The 14,804-nt window shown below is 61.7% G+C and carries 13 protein-coding genes; 11 read left to right on the top strand and 2 right to left on the bottom strand.

What is annotated here, in order from left to right; translation table 11 throughout:
• Window positions 1-94 precede the first annotated feature (94 nt).
• Complete coding sequence (gene betT / locus CRN80_RS07160) at window positions 95-2,056, bottom strand: choline transporter BetT (protein WP_169918274.1); 1,962 nt, start codon at window positions 2,054-2,056, stop codon at window positions 95-97.
• A 399-nt stretch (window positions 2,057-2,455) separates the two neighbouring features.
• A complete protein-coding gene (gene epsC, locus CRN80_RS07165) occupies window positions 2,456-3,382 on the bottom strand; it encodes a serine O-acetyltransferase EpsC (protein ID WP_014716464.1) in 927 nt (308 codons plus the stop codon).
• A 166-nt stretch (window positions 3,383-3,548) separates the two neighbouring features.
• On the opposite strand from epsC, the gene CRN80_RS07170 reads away from it, so the two are divergent.
• From CRN80_RS07170 to CRN80_RS07220, 11 genes are all read left to right on the top strand, one after another.
• On the top strand, window positions 3,549-4,544 hold the full coding sequence (locus CRN80_RS07170) for a D-cysteine desulfhydrase (protein ID WP_098949837.1): 996 nt from the start codon (window positions 3,549-3,551) through the stop codon (window positions 4,542-4,544).
• Between the two features lie 172 nt (window positions 4,545-4,716).
• Entirely contained in the window at window positions 4,717-5,511 is a 795-nt protein-coding gene (gene tcyJ, locus CRN80_RS07175; RefSeq protein ID WP_098949838.1) for a cystine ABC transporter substrate-binding protein, read from the top strand.
• Complete coding sequence (tcyL, locus tag CRN80_RS07180; protein ID WP_003187646.1) at window positions 5,511-6,176, top strand: cystine ABC transporter permease; 666 nt, start codon at window positions 5,511-5,513, stop codon at window positions 6,174-6,176. The genes tcyJ and tcyL overlap by 1 nt, the downstream gene beginning before the upstream one ends.
• 3 nt (window positions 6,177-6,179) lie before the next feature.
• Window positions 6,180-6,926: an L-cystine ABC transporter ATP-binding protein TcyN gene (gene tcyN, locus CRN80_RS07185; RefSeq protein ID WP_014716461.1), complete on the top strand. Its 747-nt coding sequence runs from the start codon at window positions 6,180-6,182 to the stop codon at window positions 6,924-6,926.
• 370 nt (window positions 6,927-7,296) lie between these two features.
• The gene (locus CRN80_RS07190; RefSeq protein ID WP_098949839.1) at window positions 7,297-8,085 is read left to right on the top strand and encodes a hypothetical protein; all 789 of its coding nucleotides are present in this window, start codon (window positions 7,297-7,299) and stop codon (window positions 8,083-8,085) included.
• A 185-nt stretch (window positions 8,086-8,270) separates the two neighbouring features.
• Window positions 8,271-9,512, top strand: coding sequence for an SfnB family sulfur acquisition oxidoreductase (locus CRN80_RS07195; protein ID WP_098949840.1), 1,242 nt, complete (start codon window positions 8,271-8,273; stop codon window positions 9,510-9,512).
• 39 nt (window positions 9,513-9,551) lie between these two features.
• Window positions 9,552-10,745 (top strand): SfnB family sulfur acquisition oxidoreductase, encoded by a 1,194-nt coding sequence (locus CRN80_RS07200; RefSeq protein WP_098949841.1) that lies wholly within the window; start codon window positions 9,552-9,554, stop codon window positions 10,743-10,745.
• Window positions 10,745-12,103, top strand: a complete 1,359-nt coding sequence (locus tag CRN80_RS07205) for an LLM class flavin-dependent oxidoreductase (protein WP_098949842.1) — start codon at window positions 10,745-10,747, stop codon at window positions 12,101-12,103. The genes CRN80_RS07200 and CRN80_RS07205 overlap by 1 nt, the downstream gene beginning before the upstream one ends.
• A 139-nt stretch (window positions 12,104-12,242) precedes the next feature.
• A complete protein-coding gene (locus CRN80_RS07210) occupies window positions 12,243-13,058 on the top strand; it encodes a MetQ/NlpA family ABC transporter substrate-binding protein (RefSeq protein ID WP_098949843.1) in 816 nt (271 codons plus the stop codon).
• Window positions 13,055-14,170 (top strand): methionine ABC transporter ATP-binding protein, encoded by a 1,116-nt coding sequence (locus tag CRN80_RS07215; protein WP_098949844.1) that lies wholly within the window; start codon window positions 13,055-13,057, stop codon window positions 14,168-14,170. The genes CRN80_RS07210 and CRN80_RS07215 overlap by 4 nt, the downstream gene beginning before the upstream one ends.
• Complete coding sequence (locus CRN80_RS07220; protein WP_044270445.1) at window positions 14,160-14,804, top strand: methionine ABC transporter permease; 645 nt, start codon at window positions 14,160-14,162, stop codon at window positions 14,802-14,804. Before CRN80_RS07215 ends, CRN80_RS07220 begins: the two co-directional genes overlap by 11 nt.

Raw genomic sequence — 14,804 nt, forward strand, 5'->3', positions numbered from 1 at the left:
CGGGAATAGGCATATTCCCGGGCCTTTTAAGCAGCTGAATCGCTTAAGTCTGCCTCTTCCTTTTACAGCAAAGACCTACTTGAGAGGAACGCTATCAGCGCACCAAATGCAGGAATTGCAGATGGCGCTCGTACTGGTCGAGGATGTCATTGATGATCTGCTCCTTGGTGTAGCCCACCAGGTCATAGTCCTGGCTGCCCTCACTCAGGTGCACTTCGGCCCGATAGTAGCGGCGGTTGTTGATCTCTTTCTTGCCGATGCCGCCCAGGGCGAACGACGGTGTGAAGTAGCCACGCATCTGCACCTGGTAGATGAACGGACGCTCTTCCCCATGGCCGATCTCGAGGCTGACGCTGTCGTTGGCAGGGTCCGGCTGGGTCACCACCGTAAGGCCCTTCTCGACAAACACTGCGGTCACTTCTTCAATTGCCGGGCGCACCGTGGTGTCGAGGAAACGGTACACCTCATCGCGGGATGGGAAATGCACCGCCTGGCTCAAACGCTGGCGCCAGCCGCCTCGGCCTTTGCGTGAAGCGGAAATCGGCGCCAGGGAATGCAACTGCGCGATCTGCTTTTGCGACTCCAGGTAGAACGCCTTATGCAGCCCCCACATCATCAGCAGCAGGATCAGCGAGAACGGCAGCGAGGTCAGGACCACCGCAGACTTGAGCGAGTCGATACTGCCGGCGAACAGCAACGCACTGGTGACCAGGGCGGTCATCGCGCCCCAGAACACACGCAGCCACTTCGGCCCGTCTTCATCAGCGTTGCCGCCTTTGGACGACAGGGTGGACAGCACCACCGTGCCGGAGTCCGCCGAGGTCACGAAGAACACAAAGCTGATGAACACCGTGACCGCGATCACGGTCTTGCTCCACGGGTAGGTTTCCAGCAGCAGGTAGAGGCTCATCGATGGCTCATCGATCGCCGACTGGCCCAGTGCAGCCATGCCATGGTTGAGCACCTGGTCGATGGCGCTGTTACCGAAGATCGACATCCACGCCAGGGTGAAGCCCAGCGGAATCAGCAGCACGCCAAACACGAATTCACGGATGGTGCGGCCACGGGAAATACGCGCGATAAACAGGCCCACGAACGGCGACCATGCGATCCACCAGGCCCAGTAGAACACCGTCCAGCCGCCCAGCCAGTCGCTCGGCTCGTTGTAGGCGTACACATCAAAACTCTTGGTGGGCAGCGCCCCCAAATAGTCGCCGATGTTCTGGATCAAGGTGTTGAGCAGGTGCTGGGTAGGCCCGGCGAACAACACGAACAGCAGCAGCGCACAGGCCAGCAGCATGTTGATGTCGGACATCACCCGCACACCCTTGTCGACGCCGGCCACGGCAACGATGATCGCCGCGCCCATCATCAGGGTGATCAGGCCCACCTGGATCCACTGGGTATGGGCAATGCCAAACAGGTAGTCCAGGCCGGAGTTGAGGTGCAGCACGCCAAAGCCCATGTCGGCGCCAAGGCCGAACACCGTGGCAATAATGCCGAAGCCATCCACGGCGTAACCGATAGGGCCGTTGATGCGCTTGCCGATCAACGGGTACAGCGCCGAGCGCAACGCCAGCGGCAGGTTATGCCGATAGGCGAAATACGCCAGGGCCATGCCGACAAACGCGAACACGCCCCAGCCATGCAGGCCCCAGTGCAGGAACAGCACCTGCATGGCCTGGCGCGCCGCATCGGCGTTCATTGCTTCGCCCTGGGGCGGCTGTACCAAGTGCGTCAGCGGCTCCGAGACGCAAAAGAAAAACAACGTGATGCTGATCCCGGCGGCGAACAACATGCCGGCCCAGGACAGGTAACTGAATTCGGGCTCGTCGTGGTCGGCACCGAGTTTTATCTTGCCGTAGCCCGATAGCGCGGTGACCACCACGAAGACCAGATACAGGGTCATCGCCAGCATGTAGTACCAGCCGACCGTGTTGGCCGCCCAATTTTGCGCCGCCAGCAGCCAGGCACCGGCCTGTTGCGGGATAGCGATGACCGTGATGCCAAACAGCAGGATGACGGTGGCGGCAAAGTAGAAAACGGGCGCATTCATGCGCACCAGGCCGCTGGATGAGGTAGACGATGCACTCATGAACGATGCACCTCAAGGTTGCGGGATATGGCTGTAAAAAACGGACTCAGCAAAGGTAAGCCTCCTGTTGTGAGCGGGCAGCGAACCACCGGTTTAACTTGAACGAACGTTCAAGTTAAACATGAATAGGCGGTCTTGGACTAATCGCAGGGCCGAGTGGTAGGTGTTTCCTACACTAGCTCAGGGATTGGTATGACGGATGAAGGAGGCAAATCGTTCAGCGATCCCACGTTGAAATATATTCGAAATGTGGGAGCTGGCTTGCCTGCGATAGCGCTGGGTCAGCCACCCAGCTGTTGACTGATACACCGCTATCGCAGGCAAGCCAGCTCCCACACTGATCGGCCTTTGGCTCAGGTATTACTTCTGCGCCCCATCATCATGCTGCAAGTTCGCCTGGGTGATATTCGCCCCGGCCGGCACGCTGCGGGTCAGCCACACGTTGCCGCCGATGGTCGAACCCTGGCCAATGGTGATCCGTCCCAGGATCGTCGCCCCGGCGTAAATCACCACATCATCTTCAACAATAGGGTGACGCGGGTGGCCTTTCTGCAATTGCCCATCTTCATCCGCCGGAAAGCGTTTGGCCCCCAGTGTCACAGCCTGATAGATGCGTACCCGCTCGCCGATGATCGCCGTCTCGCCAATCACCACGCCCGTGCCGTGGTCGATAAAGAAACTCGGGCCGATCTGCGCGCCAGGGTGGATATCAATGCCGGTGGCCGAGTGGGCGATTTCTGCACTGATCCGCGCCAGCAGCGGCAGGCCGGCGCGGTACAGGTGGTGGGCCAGGCGATGGTGGATCACCGCCAGGATGCCGGGGTAACACAGCAGCACCTCATCCACACTGCGGGCGGCCGGGTCGCCGTGGTAGGCGGCCAGTACGTCGGTGTCCAACAGGCTGCGCAAGGATGGCAACGCCAGAGCGAAATCCTGGATCAGACGAATGGCGTGGGCGTTGACCTCACTGTCATCCTCACCGCTCTGGCGTGCGGCATAGCGCAGCTCCAGGCGCGCCTGGGCGAGTAAGGCGTTGAGCGCGACGTCGAGGGTATGGCCTACGTAGAAGTCTTCGCTTTCTTCGCGCAGGTCCGCCGGGCCCAGGCGCATCGGAAACAGTGCACCGCACAACGCCTCAAGAATCTGCGCCACCGCCTCGCGGGACGGCAATTCGCGGCCACCATGCTCGCCACTCAAGCGCCCATTGCGCGTTCGCCACTGGTCGCGGGCGCCGCGCAGCTGGCTGACGATGGTCTGCAATTGCCAATGACTGGAACGCTCACTCACGGTATTCACTCCTGACGAAATGGCCATCACTTTACGGTATGCACCCAGGCAGCTCTTAAGAACCAATGGTGTGAGCCTAAGAACCTTTCGTCATAAGCGATTGACGGTTGCCCGATGAAAAGTGCCTGCCTATAGTCCCCCCATCACTCAGCCACCGTGCGTAACCATGATCAAACAACAGCTCGCCCGTTTTGACCGCCTGGAACTACTGGGCAATGCCACCGCCCTGGAAAAACTCGAGCGGCTGTCGGCCTGGCTGGGCAGGGACGTCTACGTCAAACGCGATGACACCACGCCGCTGGCCATGGGCGGCAACAAGCTGCGCAAACTTGAATACCTGGCTGCCGACGCCATCGCCCAGGGCGCCGACACCTTGGTCACCGCCGGCGCGATCCAGTCCAACCATGTTCGCCAGACCGCCGCGCTGGCCGCCAAGCTCGGCCTGGGCTGTGTGGCCCTGCTGGAAAATCCCACCGGTACTGAAGACCCCAACTACCTGGGCAACGGCAATCGCCTGCTGCTGGAGCTGTTCGACGCCAAAGTGGAGTTGGTGGAAAACCTCGACAACGTCGACGACCAACTCAACGCCCTCGCCGACCGCCTGCGCAGTAACGGCAAGAAGCCTTACCTGGTGCCTATCGGCGGCTCCAACGCCCTCGGCGCCTTGGGTTACGTGCGCGCCGGGCTGGAGTTGGCCGCGCAGATTGAAGACAGCGGCATTGAATTCGCCGCCGTGGTGCTCGCCTCCGGCAGTGCCGGTACCCACAGCGGCCTGGCCCTAGCCCTGGCCGAAGCATTGCCGCAGTTACCGGTGATCGGCATCACGGTGTCGCGCACCGAGCAAGCGCAATTGCCCAAGGTGCAGGGCCTGGCCGAGCGCACTGCCGAGTTGCTCGGTGTGGCTATTCCCGACGCCTTCAAAGTCACTCTGTGGGACGAGTATTTCGGACCGCGTTATGGCGAGCCAAACGCTGGCACCCTCTCGGCGATCAAACTTTTGGCCAGCCAGGAAGGTCTGTTGCTGGACCCGGTGTATACCGGTAAGGCCATGGCCGGTTTGCTCGACGGCATCGGGCGCCAGCGGTTTGAAGAGGGGCCGATCATTTTCCTGCATACCGGTGGCGCGCCAGCGTTGTTTGCCTATGACTCAGTATTCAACTGATTGAATACCGTCATATTCAAAAACAGAATATGAAATTGTATTTTTATTATTTTCAAGACTTAAAAACCCACCTTATCATCGCGCCGAAGGCGAAGACGCGCTTCGCACTTTAGGGCAGGATACGACTACCGCGTCACCTGCTTCGCTCACCATAAAAACACAGGGGCTCTCCATGACTATTTCTGCATTTCGTCGCACGCTGCTGGTTGGCACTTTGGGCATGGCGCTTGGCGCTGGCTGGCTGGGCCAGGCGGTTGCCGGCGAGCAGTTGAACACCATCAAGAAGGCCGGCGAGATCAAGATCGGCCTGGAAGGCACCTACCCGCCGTTCAGCTTTGTCGATGAGAGCGGCAAGCTCAGCGGTTTCGAAGTGGAACTGTCCGAGGCGCTGGCCAAGGAGCTGGGCGTCAAGGTCAAGCTGCAAGCCACGCCATGGGACGGCATCCTCGCCGCGCTGGAATCCAAGCGCCTGGACGCTGTGGTCAACCAGGTAACCATCTCCGAAGAGCGCAAGAAAAAGTACGATTTCTCCAAGCCTTACACCGTGTCCGGCATCCAGGCGCTGGTGCTGAAAAAGAACGTCGACTCGATCAAGAAAGCCGACGACCTGGCCGGCAAGAAAGTCGGTGTAGGCCTGGGCACCAACTACGAACAATGGCTCAAGGACAACCAACCTAAAGCCATTATCAAGACCTACAACGACGACCCAACCAAATTCCAGGACCTGCGCATCGGCCGTATCGATGCCATCCTGATCGACCGTCTGGCCGCCCTGGAATACGCCAAGAAAGCCCCCGACACCGCTGCTGCCGGCGACGCCTTCTCCCGTCAGGAATCCGGTGTCGCCCTGCGCAAAGGCGAGCCCGAGCTGCTCGACGCGGTGAACAAGGCTCTGGACAAACTGCGCGCCGACGGCACCTTGAAAAAGCTGTCCGAGAAGTACTTCAACGCTGACGTCACGCAATAATGGAAGCAGGTTTCCAACTCGCGCTGGACTCCGCGCCCTTTCTGCTCAAGGGCGCGTACTACACGGTAATCCTCAGCCTGGGCGGGATGTTTTTCGGCTTGCTGCTGGGCTTCGGCCTGGCCTTGATGCGCCTGTCGCGCTTCAAGCTCTTGAGCTGGACCGCCCGGGTCTACGTATCGTTTTTTCGCGGCACGCCGTTGCTGGTGCAGCTGTTTTTGATCTACTACGGCTTGCCGCAAGTGGGCATCGAGCTGGACCCTATCCCGGCCGCCATGATCGGCTTTTCGCTGAACATGGCCGCCTATGCCTGTGAAATCCTGCGGGCCGCCATCGCCTCCATCGAGCGTGGCCAGTGGGAAGCCGCTGCCAGTATCGGTATGACCCGTGCGCAGACGTTGCGCCGGGCCATCCTGCCCCAGGCGATGCGCACGGCGTTGCCACCTTTGGGCAACAGTTTTATTTCGCTGGTCAAGGACACGGCGCTGGCCGCCACCATCCAGGTGCCCGAGCTGTTTCGCCAGGCCCAACTGGTGTCGGCACGTACCTTCGAAATCTTCACCATGTATCTGTCCGCAGCCCTGATCTACTGGATCCTGGCGAGCATCCTGGCGCATCTGCAAAATCGTCTGGAAGACCGGGTCAACCGGCATGACCTGGAGTCTTGAAGCATGATCGTGGTTGAAAAACTGACCAAACAATTCAACGGTCAGGTGGTGCTCAACGGCATCGACCTGGAGGTCAAGGAAGGCGAAGTGGTCGCCATCATCGGCCCCAGCGGTTCGGGCAAGACCACCTTCCTGCGCTGCCTGAACTTCCTCGAAGAACCCACCAGCGGCCGTATCAAGGTGGGTGACATCGAGATCGACAGCAGCAGGCCGCTCAACCAGCAACAGGGCCTGGTGCGGCGCCTGCGCCAGCATGTGGGCTTTGTGTTCCAGAACTTCAACCTGTTCCCCCACCGCACCGCGCTGGAAAACGTCATCGAAGGCCCCATCGTGGTCAAGAAGATGCCGCGGGAAGCGGCTGCAGAACTGGGGCGCAAGCTGTTGGCCAGGGTGGGCCTGGCGGGCAAGGAAGCGTCCTACCCGAGGCGGTTGTCCGGCGGCCAGCAACAGCGTGTGGCGATTGCCCGTGCCTTGGCCATGGAGCCGGAGGTGATTCTGTTTGACGAACCCACCTCGGCCCTCGACCCGGAACTGGTGGGCGAAGTATTGGCCACCATTCGCAGCCTGGCCGAAGAAAACCGCACCATGGTCATCGTCACCCACGAGATGAGCTTTGCCCGTGACGTGGCCAACCGCGTGATTTTTTTCGACAAGGGTGTGATCGTCGAACAGGGTGAAGCCAAGGCGCTGTTTGCCAACCCCAGGGAAGAACGCACCAAGCAGTTCCTGAGCAAATTCCTCGCCCACTGACACCTCCCACTGTAGGAGCGAGCTTGCTCGCGAAGAACGTAAACGATAACGCGGTGAATCAGGTTGACCGAGTTGCCTGGGCGTTCTTCGCGAGCAAGCTCGCTCCTACAACGGGTTGCAGGTTGAGCGTGTAAAAGCCCCCCTCGCCAGCGCCTTAAAATCCCCCTCCCCGTCAGACCCTTCTGAATCTCTCCAAACCCGCCGTTTAGCCCTTTGCCTCCATTGACGCTCCTTGGCCAACCCTCTTATCTAGCGCCTTGAGGATTGGATCCTATCCCGGCTACTGACTGAATCGTGTCTTTCGACCCCCTTGCGCCTGTGCGTCGAGGTTTCGGAACGATTGCTGCTGGCTGCATCAAGGAGATTACTTATGACACACACTCAAACCCCGGCCACGCTCCGTGCCCCAAGGCTGCCCCAGGCTATTGGAAACGGCATCAGCGCCCTGGCTTCCGCCCATTTGCAGGTCGATATTTCACCCTACCCGAGCATGGAAGAGGGCGACCTGATTGAACTGTTCTGGAACAACTGCTTTGCTGCCTCGCGCAAGGTGACGGCGTGCAAGATCGGCACGTATACCCACCTGTGCGTACCGGAGAGCTTTGTGCAGGATGGCCCGGCACGCGTCCATTACCAGGTCTTGCAGATCGGCCATGGCCCGATGCGCTCGGCGGTGACCCTGGTGCGGGTCAAGACCAACTACCCCGGCGGTCAGCCTTTGACGCGCCTGAACCCTGAAGGCGGCGACGAAAACCAGAACCTGGCGCCCGTGAACCTGCCCGAGACGATCCGCCGCCATGGCGTCAACAGCAGCCAGGTAAGGCGCGGCATTCCACTGACCATCGAGCCTTACCTGAACATGAGCACGGGCGACGCCATCACCTTGCGCTGGGGCGATGTACGCCTGGACCTGCCCCGCATCCAGGCCCAGGGCGTCGGCCGGGCGGTGCAGGTGTGGGTGCCGCCCCACGTGATTATCGAAGCCGGCGACGACTGCCGGCTGGAGGTCACCTACTGCATTCTCGACCGCGTGGGTAACAACTCCCGCTGGGCGCCCGCACGTACACTGCGCATCGCCGCCTGCACACCGCCCTGCCCAGCCTCGTCCGCGCCGGGCTATCAACCGCGTCGCTTCGGCTCACCCTGTGAACCGGGGTGACAGCCCTTCTATGCATATTCCTAAAAGTTAGTTTATTTAAATAATTAACACGCTTAGGGTATATGCACCGGACCACCGGACATTCCTGATTTTTCTGTTTATTTCATTGAATGCGAGGTCGGTATGGTCAGAATTACCCCGGTGCACAACGCCAGGGCATTGCGTGCAGCCAAGGAGCGGCGCTGATGTCTAACTTGGCTCTAACATCCCCCCAGAGTGATCTGGACGTAGCCCCCCTGCTGTTGCCCGCCACGGTGCTGCGCAACGACGCCCAGGCGCTGAGCGCCGCCCACGAACTGGCCCAGGCTGCGCGCGCGCAGGCCGCCCAGCGCGACCAGCAACGCAAACTGCCCTGGGCGCAGCTCGAACAGTTCACCCGCAGCGGCTTGGGCAGTATTTCCATTCCCCGCGAATACGGCGGGCCCCAGGTGTCGTTTGTGACCCTGGCCGAAGTCTTCGCGATCATCAGCGCGGCCGACCCAGCCCTCGGGCAGATCCCGCAAAACCATTTCGGCATCCTGCATGTGTTGCAGGGCACCGCCACCGAGCGCCAGAAAAAGCAGCTGTTCCAGAGCGTGCTCGACGGCTGGCGCATCGGCAACGGCGGCCCCGAACGCGGCACCCAAAACACCCTGGAGCTCAAGGCGCGCCTCACGGCCGAAGGCGACGGGTTCGTGGTCAGCGGGCAAAAGTTCTACTCCACTGGAGCCTTGTTTGCCCACTGGGTGGCAATCAAGGCCCTGAACGATGACGGCAAGCAGGTCATGGCCTTTGTGCGTCGCGGCAGCGAAGGACTGCGCATCGTTGATGACTGGTCCGGCTTTGGCCAACGCACCACCGCCAGCGGCACCGTCTTGCTTGACCGCGTGGCCGTGGAGCCGGAACTGGTCATCGACAACTGGCGCCTGGGCGAAACCCCGAATATCCAGGGGGCGGTGTCGCAGTTGATTCAGGCCGCCATCGACGCCGGCATCGCCCGCGGCGCCCTCGACGATGCCATTGCTTTCGTGCGTGAACGTTCACGCCCGTGGATCGACGCCAAGGTCGAGCGAGCCAGCGACGACCTGTATGTGATCGCCGATATCGGCAAGTTGAAGATCGAACTGCACGCCGCCGAAGCCCTGCTGCGCAAGGCGGGCCAGGTGCTGGACCAGGTCAGCGCCGCGCCGATTACCGCGCAGTCCGCCGCCTACGCCTCGATTGCCGTGGCCGAGGCCAAGGTGCTGACCACCGAAGTGGCGCTGCAGGTCACCGAGAAGCTCTTCGAACTGGCCGGCAGCCGCGCCACCCTGGCCGAATTCAACCTTGACCGTCACTGGCGCAACGCCCGGGTGCACACCCTGCACGACCCGGTGCGCTGGAAGTACCACGCCATCGGCGCCTATCGACTCAACGGCACCTTGCCGGCTCGTCATTCCTGGATTTAACCAACCAGAACACTTTTCCACGAGCTTCTGGAGAAACTCATGACCCTTTCTCACCCCGTCGCGGTCATCACCAGCGACGAACAAGCGCTTATTGTCGCCAGCGACCTCGCTGAAGACTTGGGCCGCGACAGCGCCCAACGCGACCGCGAACGCCGCCTGCCATTGCCCGAGCTGGACGTGTTTTCCCGCTCTGGCCTGTGGGGCATCAGCGTGCCCAAGGCCTACGGCGGCGCGGGCGTGTCCAACGTCACCCTGGCCAAGGTCATCGCACTGATCGCCCAGGCTGATGGCTCGTTGGGCCAGATTCCGCAAAACCATTTTTACGCCCTCGAAGTACTGCGGGTGAACGGCAGCCCCGAACAGCAGCAACGCCTGTACGCCGAGGTATTGGCCGGCCAACGCTTTGGCAACGCCTTGGCGGAACTGGGCACCAAGACCGCCCACGACCGCATCACCAGCCTCACCCGCGACGGCGATGGTTTTCGCATCAGCGGGCGCAAGTTCTACGCCACCGGGGCGATCTACGCCCAGCGCATCCCCACCTCGGTGGTGGATGCAAACGGCGTGCAGCAACTGGCCTTCGTGCCGCGTGACAGCGCGGGCCTGACGGTGATCGACGACTGGAGCGGCTTCGGCCAGCGCACCACCGGCAGCGGCTCGGTGGTGTTCGATAACGTGTGGGTCGCAGCGCAAGACGTGGTGCCGTTCCAGAGCGCCTTCGAACGCCCGACCACCGTTGGCCCGCTGGCGCAGATCCTCCATGCGGCCATCGACACCGGCATCGCCCGTGCGGCCTTTGAGGACGCCTTGCATTTTGTGCGCACCAAGACCCGCCCGTGGATCGACGCCGGCAACGACAAGGCCACCGAAGACCCGCTGACACTCAAGAGCTTCGGCCACTTGAGCAGCCGCCTGCACGCCGCCGAGGCCTTGCTGGAGCGCGCGGGTGAATTCCTCGACCGCGCCCAGGCCGACAGCAATGCCCACACGGTTGCAGCAGCCTCCATCGCCGTCGCCGAAGTGCGCGCCCTGAGCACCGAGATCTCCCTGGCGGCCGGCAGCACCCTGTTCGAACTGGCCGGCAGCCAGGCGACCCTGGCCGAACACGGCCTGGACCGCCACTGGCGCAACGCCCGGGTGCACACCCTGCACGACCCGGTCCGCTGGAAATACCATGCGGTCGGCAACTACTACCTCAACGATGAAAACCCGCCGCTGCGGGGGACCATCTGATGAGCAAAAAAAAGATCCTGCTCAATGCCTTCAACATGAACTGCATCGGGCACATCAACCACGGTTTGTGGACCCACCCACGGGACACGTCCACCCACTACAACACCCTCGAATACTGGACTGAACTGGCGCAAATCCTGGAGCGCGGGCTGTTCGACGGTTTGTTTATCGCCGATATCGTCGGTGTGTATGACGTGTACCAGGACGCCATCGACGTGCCGCTCAAGGAGTCGATCCAGTTACCGGTCAACGACCCTCTGCTGCTGGTGTCGGCCATGGCCGCTGTCACCCAGCACCTGGGCTTCGGCCTTACCGCCAACCTCACCTATGAGGCGCCGTACCTGTTCGCCCGGCGCATGTCGACGCTGGATCATCTGAGCCGTGGCCGAGTGGGTTGGAACATTGTCACCGGCTACCTCGACAGCGCCGCCAAGGCCATGGGCCTCACCGAACAGGTCGAGCATGACCGGCGCTACGACCAGGCCGATGAATACCTGCAGGTGTTGTACAAGCTCTGGGAAGGCAGTTGGGAAGACGACGCAGTGCGCAACGATCGCCAGGCGCGGGTGTATGCGCAACCGGGCAAGGTGCACAAGGTTGCGCACCACGGCGAGTTTTATCAGGTGGAGGGTTACCACCTGTGCGAGCCCTCACCTCAGCGTACGCCAGTGCTGTTTCAGGCCGGCAGTTCCGAGCGTGGCTTGCTGTTCGCCGGGCGGCATGCCGAGTGCGTGTTTATCAGCGGGCAGAACAAACCCGCGACCAAGCGCCAGGTGGACAAGGTGCGCGCCAGCGCGGTGGAGGCTGGGCGCAACCCGGATGACATCAAGGTGTTCATGGGCCTTAACGTGATCGTGGGCGCCACCGAAGAGCTGGCGTGGGCCAAGCACGCCGAGTACCTCAGCTACGCCAGCGCGGAAGCCGGCGTGGCGCATTTCTCGGCCTCGACCGGGATTGATTTTGCCCAATACGGGCTGGACGAACCCATCCAGTACGTCAAGAGCAACGCGATCCAGTCCGCCACCCAGAACCTGCAGAACAACGACTGGACCCGGCGCAAATTGCTCGACCAGCACGCCTTGGGCGGGCGCTATATCACCTTGGTGGGCTCGCCTGAACAGGTGGCCGATGAGCTGGAATCCTGGATCAGCGAAACCGGGCTGGATGGTTTCAACCTGACGCGCATTGTGACGCCGGAGAGCTATGTGGATTTCATTGAGCTGGTGATACCGGAGTTACAACGACGGGGCTCGTACAAGACCGAATATGCGCCGGGAACGCTGCGGGAAAAAGTCTTCCACGACACGGCCCGCTTACCCAAGCAACACACCGGCTCGACCTACCGCCACATTGTTTGATCGTTCCCACGCTCCGCGTGGGGAATGCCTCTTGGACGCTCTGCGTTCGCTTTTGGGACGCGGAGCGTCCCTGACTGCATTACCACGCGGAGCGTGGGAACGATCTCGCTACCTAAGACCTTATGACTGGAAAACCACTATGAAAAAGACATTGCTCAACACCCCAGTCAAAGCACTGGCCCTGGCCCTTGGCTTATTCAGCTCGGCGGTATTTGCCGCCGACGCCCCGCTGAAAATCGGCACCACCGCCGCCTTCGCCATTCCGCTGGAAGCCGCCGTAGAAGAAGCCGGCAAGCAGGGCCTGAAGGTCGAACTGGTGGAGTTCACCGACTGGATCGCGCCCAACGTCAGCCTCGCCGCTGGCGATATCGACGTGAACTACTTCCAGCACATCCCCTTCCTGGAAAACGCCAAGGCCGCCGCCGGGTTTGACCTGGTGCCGTACGCGCCGGGCATCATCAACAACGTCGGGCTGTATTCGAAAAAGTACAAAAACTTCAACGAGCTGCCCGCAGGCGCCAGCGTGGCGATTGCCAACGACCCGATCAACAGCGGTCGCGGCCTGCAACTGCTGGCTAAGGCCGGGCTGATCACCCTCAAGCCGGGCGTGGGCTACAAGGCCACCGAAGAGGACATCGTCGCCAACCCGAAAAACATCAAGATCCTGCAAGTGGAAGCCGTGCAACTGGTGCGCGCCTATGACGACGCCGATCTGGTGCAGGGCTACCCGGCGTATATCCGCCTGTCCAAGACCTTCGATGCCGAGTCGGCGCTGTTGTTCGACGGCCTCGACCACCCGGAATACGTAATTCAGTTCGTGATCCAGCCCAAGAGCAAAACCGACCCACGGGTGATCAAGTTCGTCGATATCTACCAGCACTCGCCGGTGGTGCGCGCTGCCCTGGACAAGTCCCTGGGTAAGCTCTACCAGGTCGGCTGGGAAGCTAAACCATGAGTGCCGCCAACGCCCGCTTGCGCGACCTGGAGCACGCGCCCAGCCACGCCGAACACACTGAACTGCACCCGGACTTGAACCGCGCCCATGTGCGGTTCATCAACCTGGGCAAAACCTATGACGGCACGGTGCATGCGCTGCAAGGCATTGACCTGGCGATCCAGCGTGGCGAAGTGTTCGGCATCATCGGCCGCAGCGGCGCCGGCAAGTCGTCGCTGATCCGCACCATCAATCGCCTGGAGCAACCCAGCAGCGGACGGGTGCTGATCGACCAGGTAGACATCGGCGGCTTCGATGAAGACCACCTGGTGGCGCTGCGCCGACGCATCGGCATGATCTTCCAGCACTTCAACCTGATGTCGGCCAAGACCGTGTGGCAGAACGTCGAGTTGCCGCTCAAGGTCGCCGGTGTGCCCCAGGCGCAACGCGCGCGAAAGGTGCATGAACTACTGGAGCTGGTAGGCCTGCAAGACAAACACAAGGCGTACCCGGCGCAGTTGTCCGGCGGGCAGAAACAACGCGTCGGCATCGCCCGCGCATTGGTGCACGACCCCGAGATTCTGCTGTGCGACGAAGCCACCTCGGCCCTCGACCCGGAAACCACCCAGTCGATCCTCGGCCTGCTGCGCGAGATCAACCAGCGCCTGGGCCTGACCATCGTGCTGATCACCCATGAGATGGCGGTGATCCGCGACATCTGCGAGCGCGTGGTGGTACTCGAACACGGGCGTATCGTCGAGCAAGGCCCGGTGTGGCAGGTGTTTGGCGATCCGCAACATGAGGTCAGCAAGACCCTGCTCGCCCCCCTGCAACACGGCTTGCCGCCAGAGTTGCACAGCCGCCTGCAACCCACGCCCGCCTCGGCCGACGCCGCGCTGGTGCTGCGCTTGCAGTTCACCGGCAGCGACAGCCTGGAGCCAGACCTCGCGGCGCTGTTCAGCGCCCTCGGTGGCCGCGTGCGCTTGCTGCAGGGCGGCGTGGAACGCATTCAGGGGCATGCCTTGGGGCAACTGCTGCTGGCAGTGAATGCATCGCCGCACAACGGCGAAGAACTGCGCAAACGCGCGGCCAATTGGGCACAACAGGTGGAGGTGCTGGGCTATGTGGTTTGATCGGTTAGTGCAGGGTGCCATCGACACCTTGTTGATGGTGGGGGTGTCGTCGCTGATCGCGCTGCTGGTGGGCATTCCGCTGGCGGTGTTCCTGGTCACCAGTGACAAGGGCGGCATCTACCAGGCACCGGCCCTTAACCGCGTGCTGGGAGCATTCGTGAATCTGTTCCGCTCCATTCCGTTCCTGATCCTGATGGTGGCGCTGATCCCGTTCACGCGCCTGATCGTCGGCACCACCTATGGCGTCTGGGCGGCAGTGGTACCGCTGACCATCGCCGCCACGCCGTTCTTTGCACGCATCGCTGAAGTGAGCCTGCGCGAGGTCGACCATGGCCTGATCGAAGCCGCGCAGGCCATGGGTTGCCGTCGCTGGCACATCATCTGGCATGTACTGTTGCCAGAGGCGCTGCCCGGCATCGTCGGCGGCTTCACCATCACCCTGGTGACCATGATCAACTCATCGGCCATGGCCGGGGCGATTGGAGCCGGTGGCCTGGGCGATATTGCCTACCGCTACGGCTACCAGCGCTTCGATACACAGATCATGCTCACGGTGATCGTGCTGCTGGTGGCGCTGGTGGCGGTGATCCAACTAAGCGGGGACCGCTTGGCGCGGGTATTGAACAAGCGCTGA

The sequence above is a fragment of the Pseudomonas sp. FDAARGOS_380 genome (assembly GCF_002591235.1).
GTDB lineage: Bacteria > Pseudomonadota > Gammaproteobacteria > Pseudomonadales > Pseudomonadaceae > Aquipseudomonas > Aquipseudomonas salmasensis.

Coding starts and splice junctions, on each gene's coding strand:
- tcyL (WP_003187646.1), top strand. CDS start 5,511: ATGGAAGCAGGTTTCCAACTCGCGCTGGACTCCGCGCCCTTTCTGCTC.
- CRN80_RS07200 (WP_098949841.1), top strand. CDS start 9,552: ATGACCCTTTCTCACCCCGTCGCGGTCATCACCAGCGACGAACAAGCG.
- tcyN (WP_014716461.1), top strand. CDS start 6,180: ATGATCGTGGTTGAAAAACTGACCAAACAATTCAACGGTCAGGTGGTG.
- betT (WP_169918274.1), bottom strand. CDS start 2,056: ATGAATGCGCCCGTTTTCTACTTTGCCGCCACCGTCATCCTGCTGTTT.
- CRN80_RS07205 (WP_098949842.1), top strand. CDS start 10,745: ATGAGCAAAAAAAAGATCCTGCTCAATGCCTTCAACATGAACTGCATC.
- CRN80_RS07210 (WP_098949843.1), top strand. CDS start 12,243: ATGAAAAAGACATTGCTCAACACCCCAGTCAAAGCACTGGCCCTGGCC.
- CRN80_RS07195 (WP_098949840.1), top strand. CDS start 8,271: ATGTCTAACTTGGCTCTAACATCCCCCCAGAGTGATCTGGACGTAGCC.
- tcyJ (WP_098949838.1), top strand. CDS start 4,717: ATGACTATTTCTGCATTTCGTCGCACGCTGCTGGTTGGCACTTTGGGC.
- CRN80_RS07215 (WP_098949844.1), top strand. CDS start 13,055: ATGAGTGCCGCCAACGCCCGCTTGCGCGACCTGGAGCACGCGCCCAGC.
- CRN80_RS07190 (WP_098949839.1), top strand. CDS start 7,297: ATGACACACACTCAAACCCCGGCCACGCTCCGTGCCCCAAGGCTGCCC.
- CRN80_RS07170 (WP_098949837.1), top strand. CDS start 3,549: ATGATCAAACAACAGCTCGCCCGTTTTGACCGCCTGGAACTACTGGGC.
- CRN80_RS07220 (WP_044270445.1), top strand. CDS start 14,160: ATGTGGTTTGATCGGTTAGTGCAGGGTGCCATCGACACCTTGTTGATG.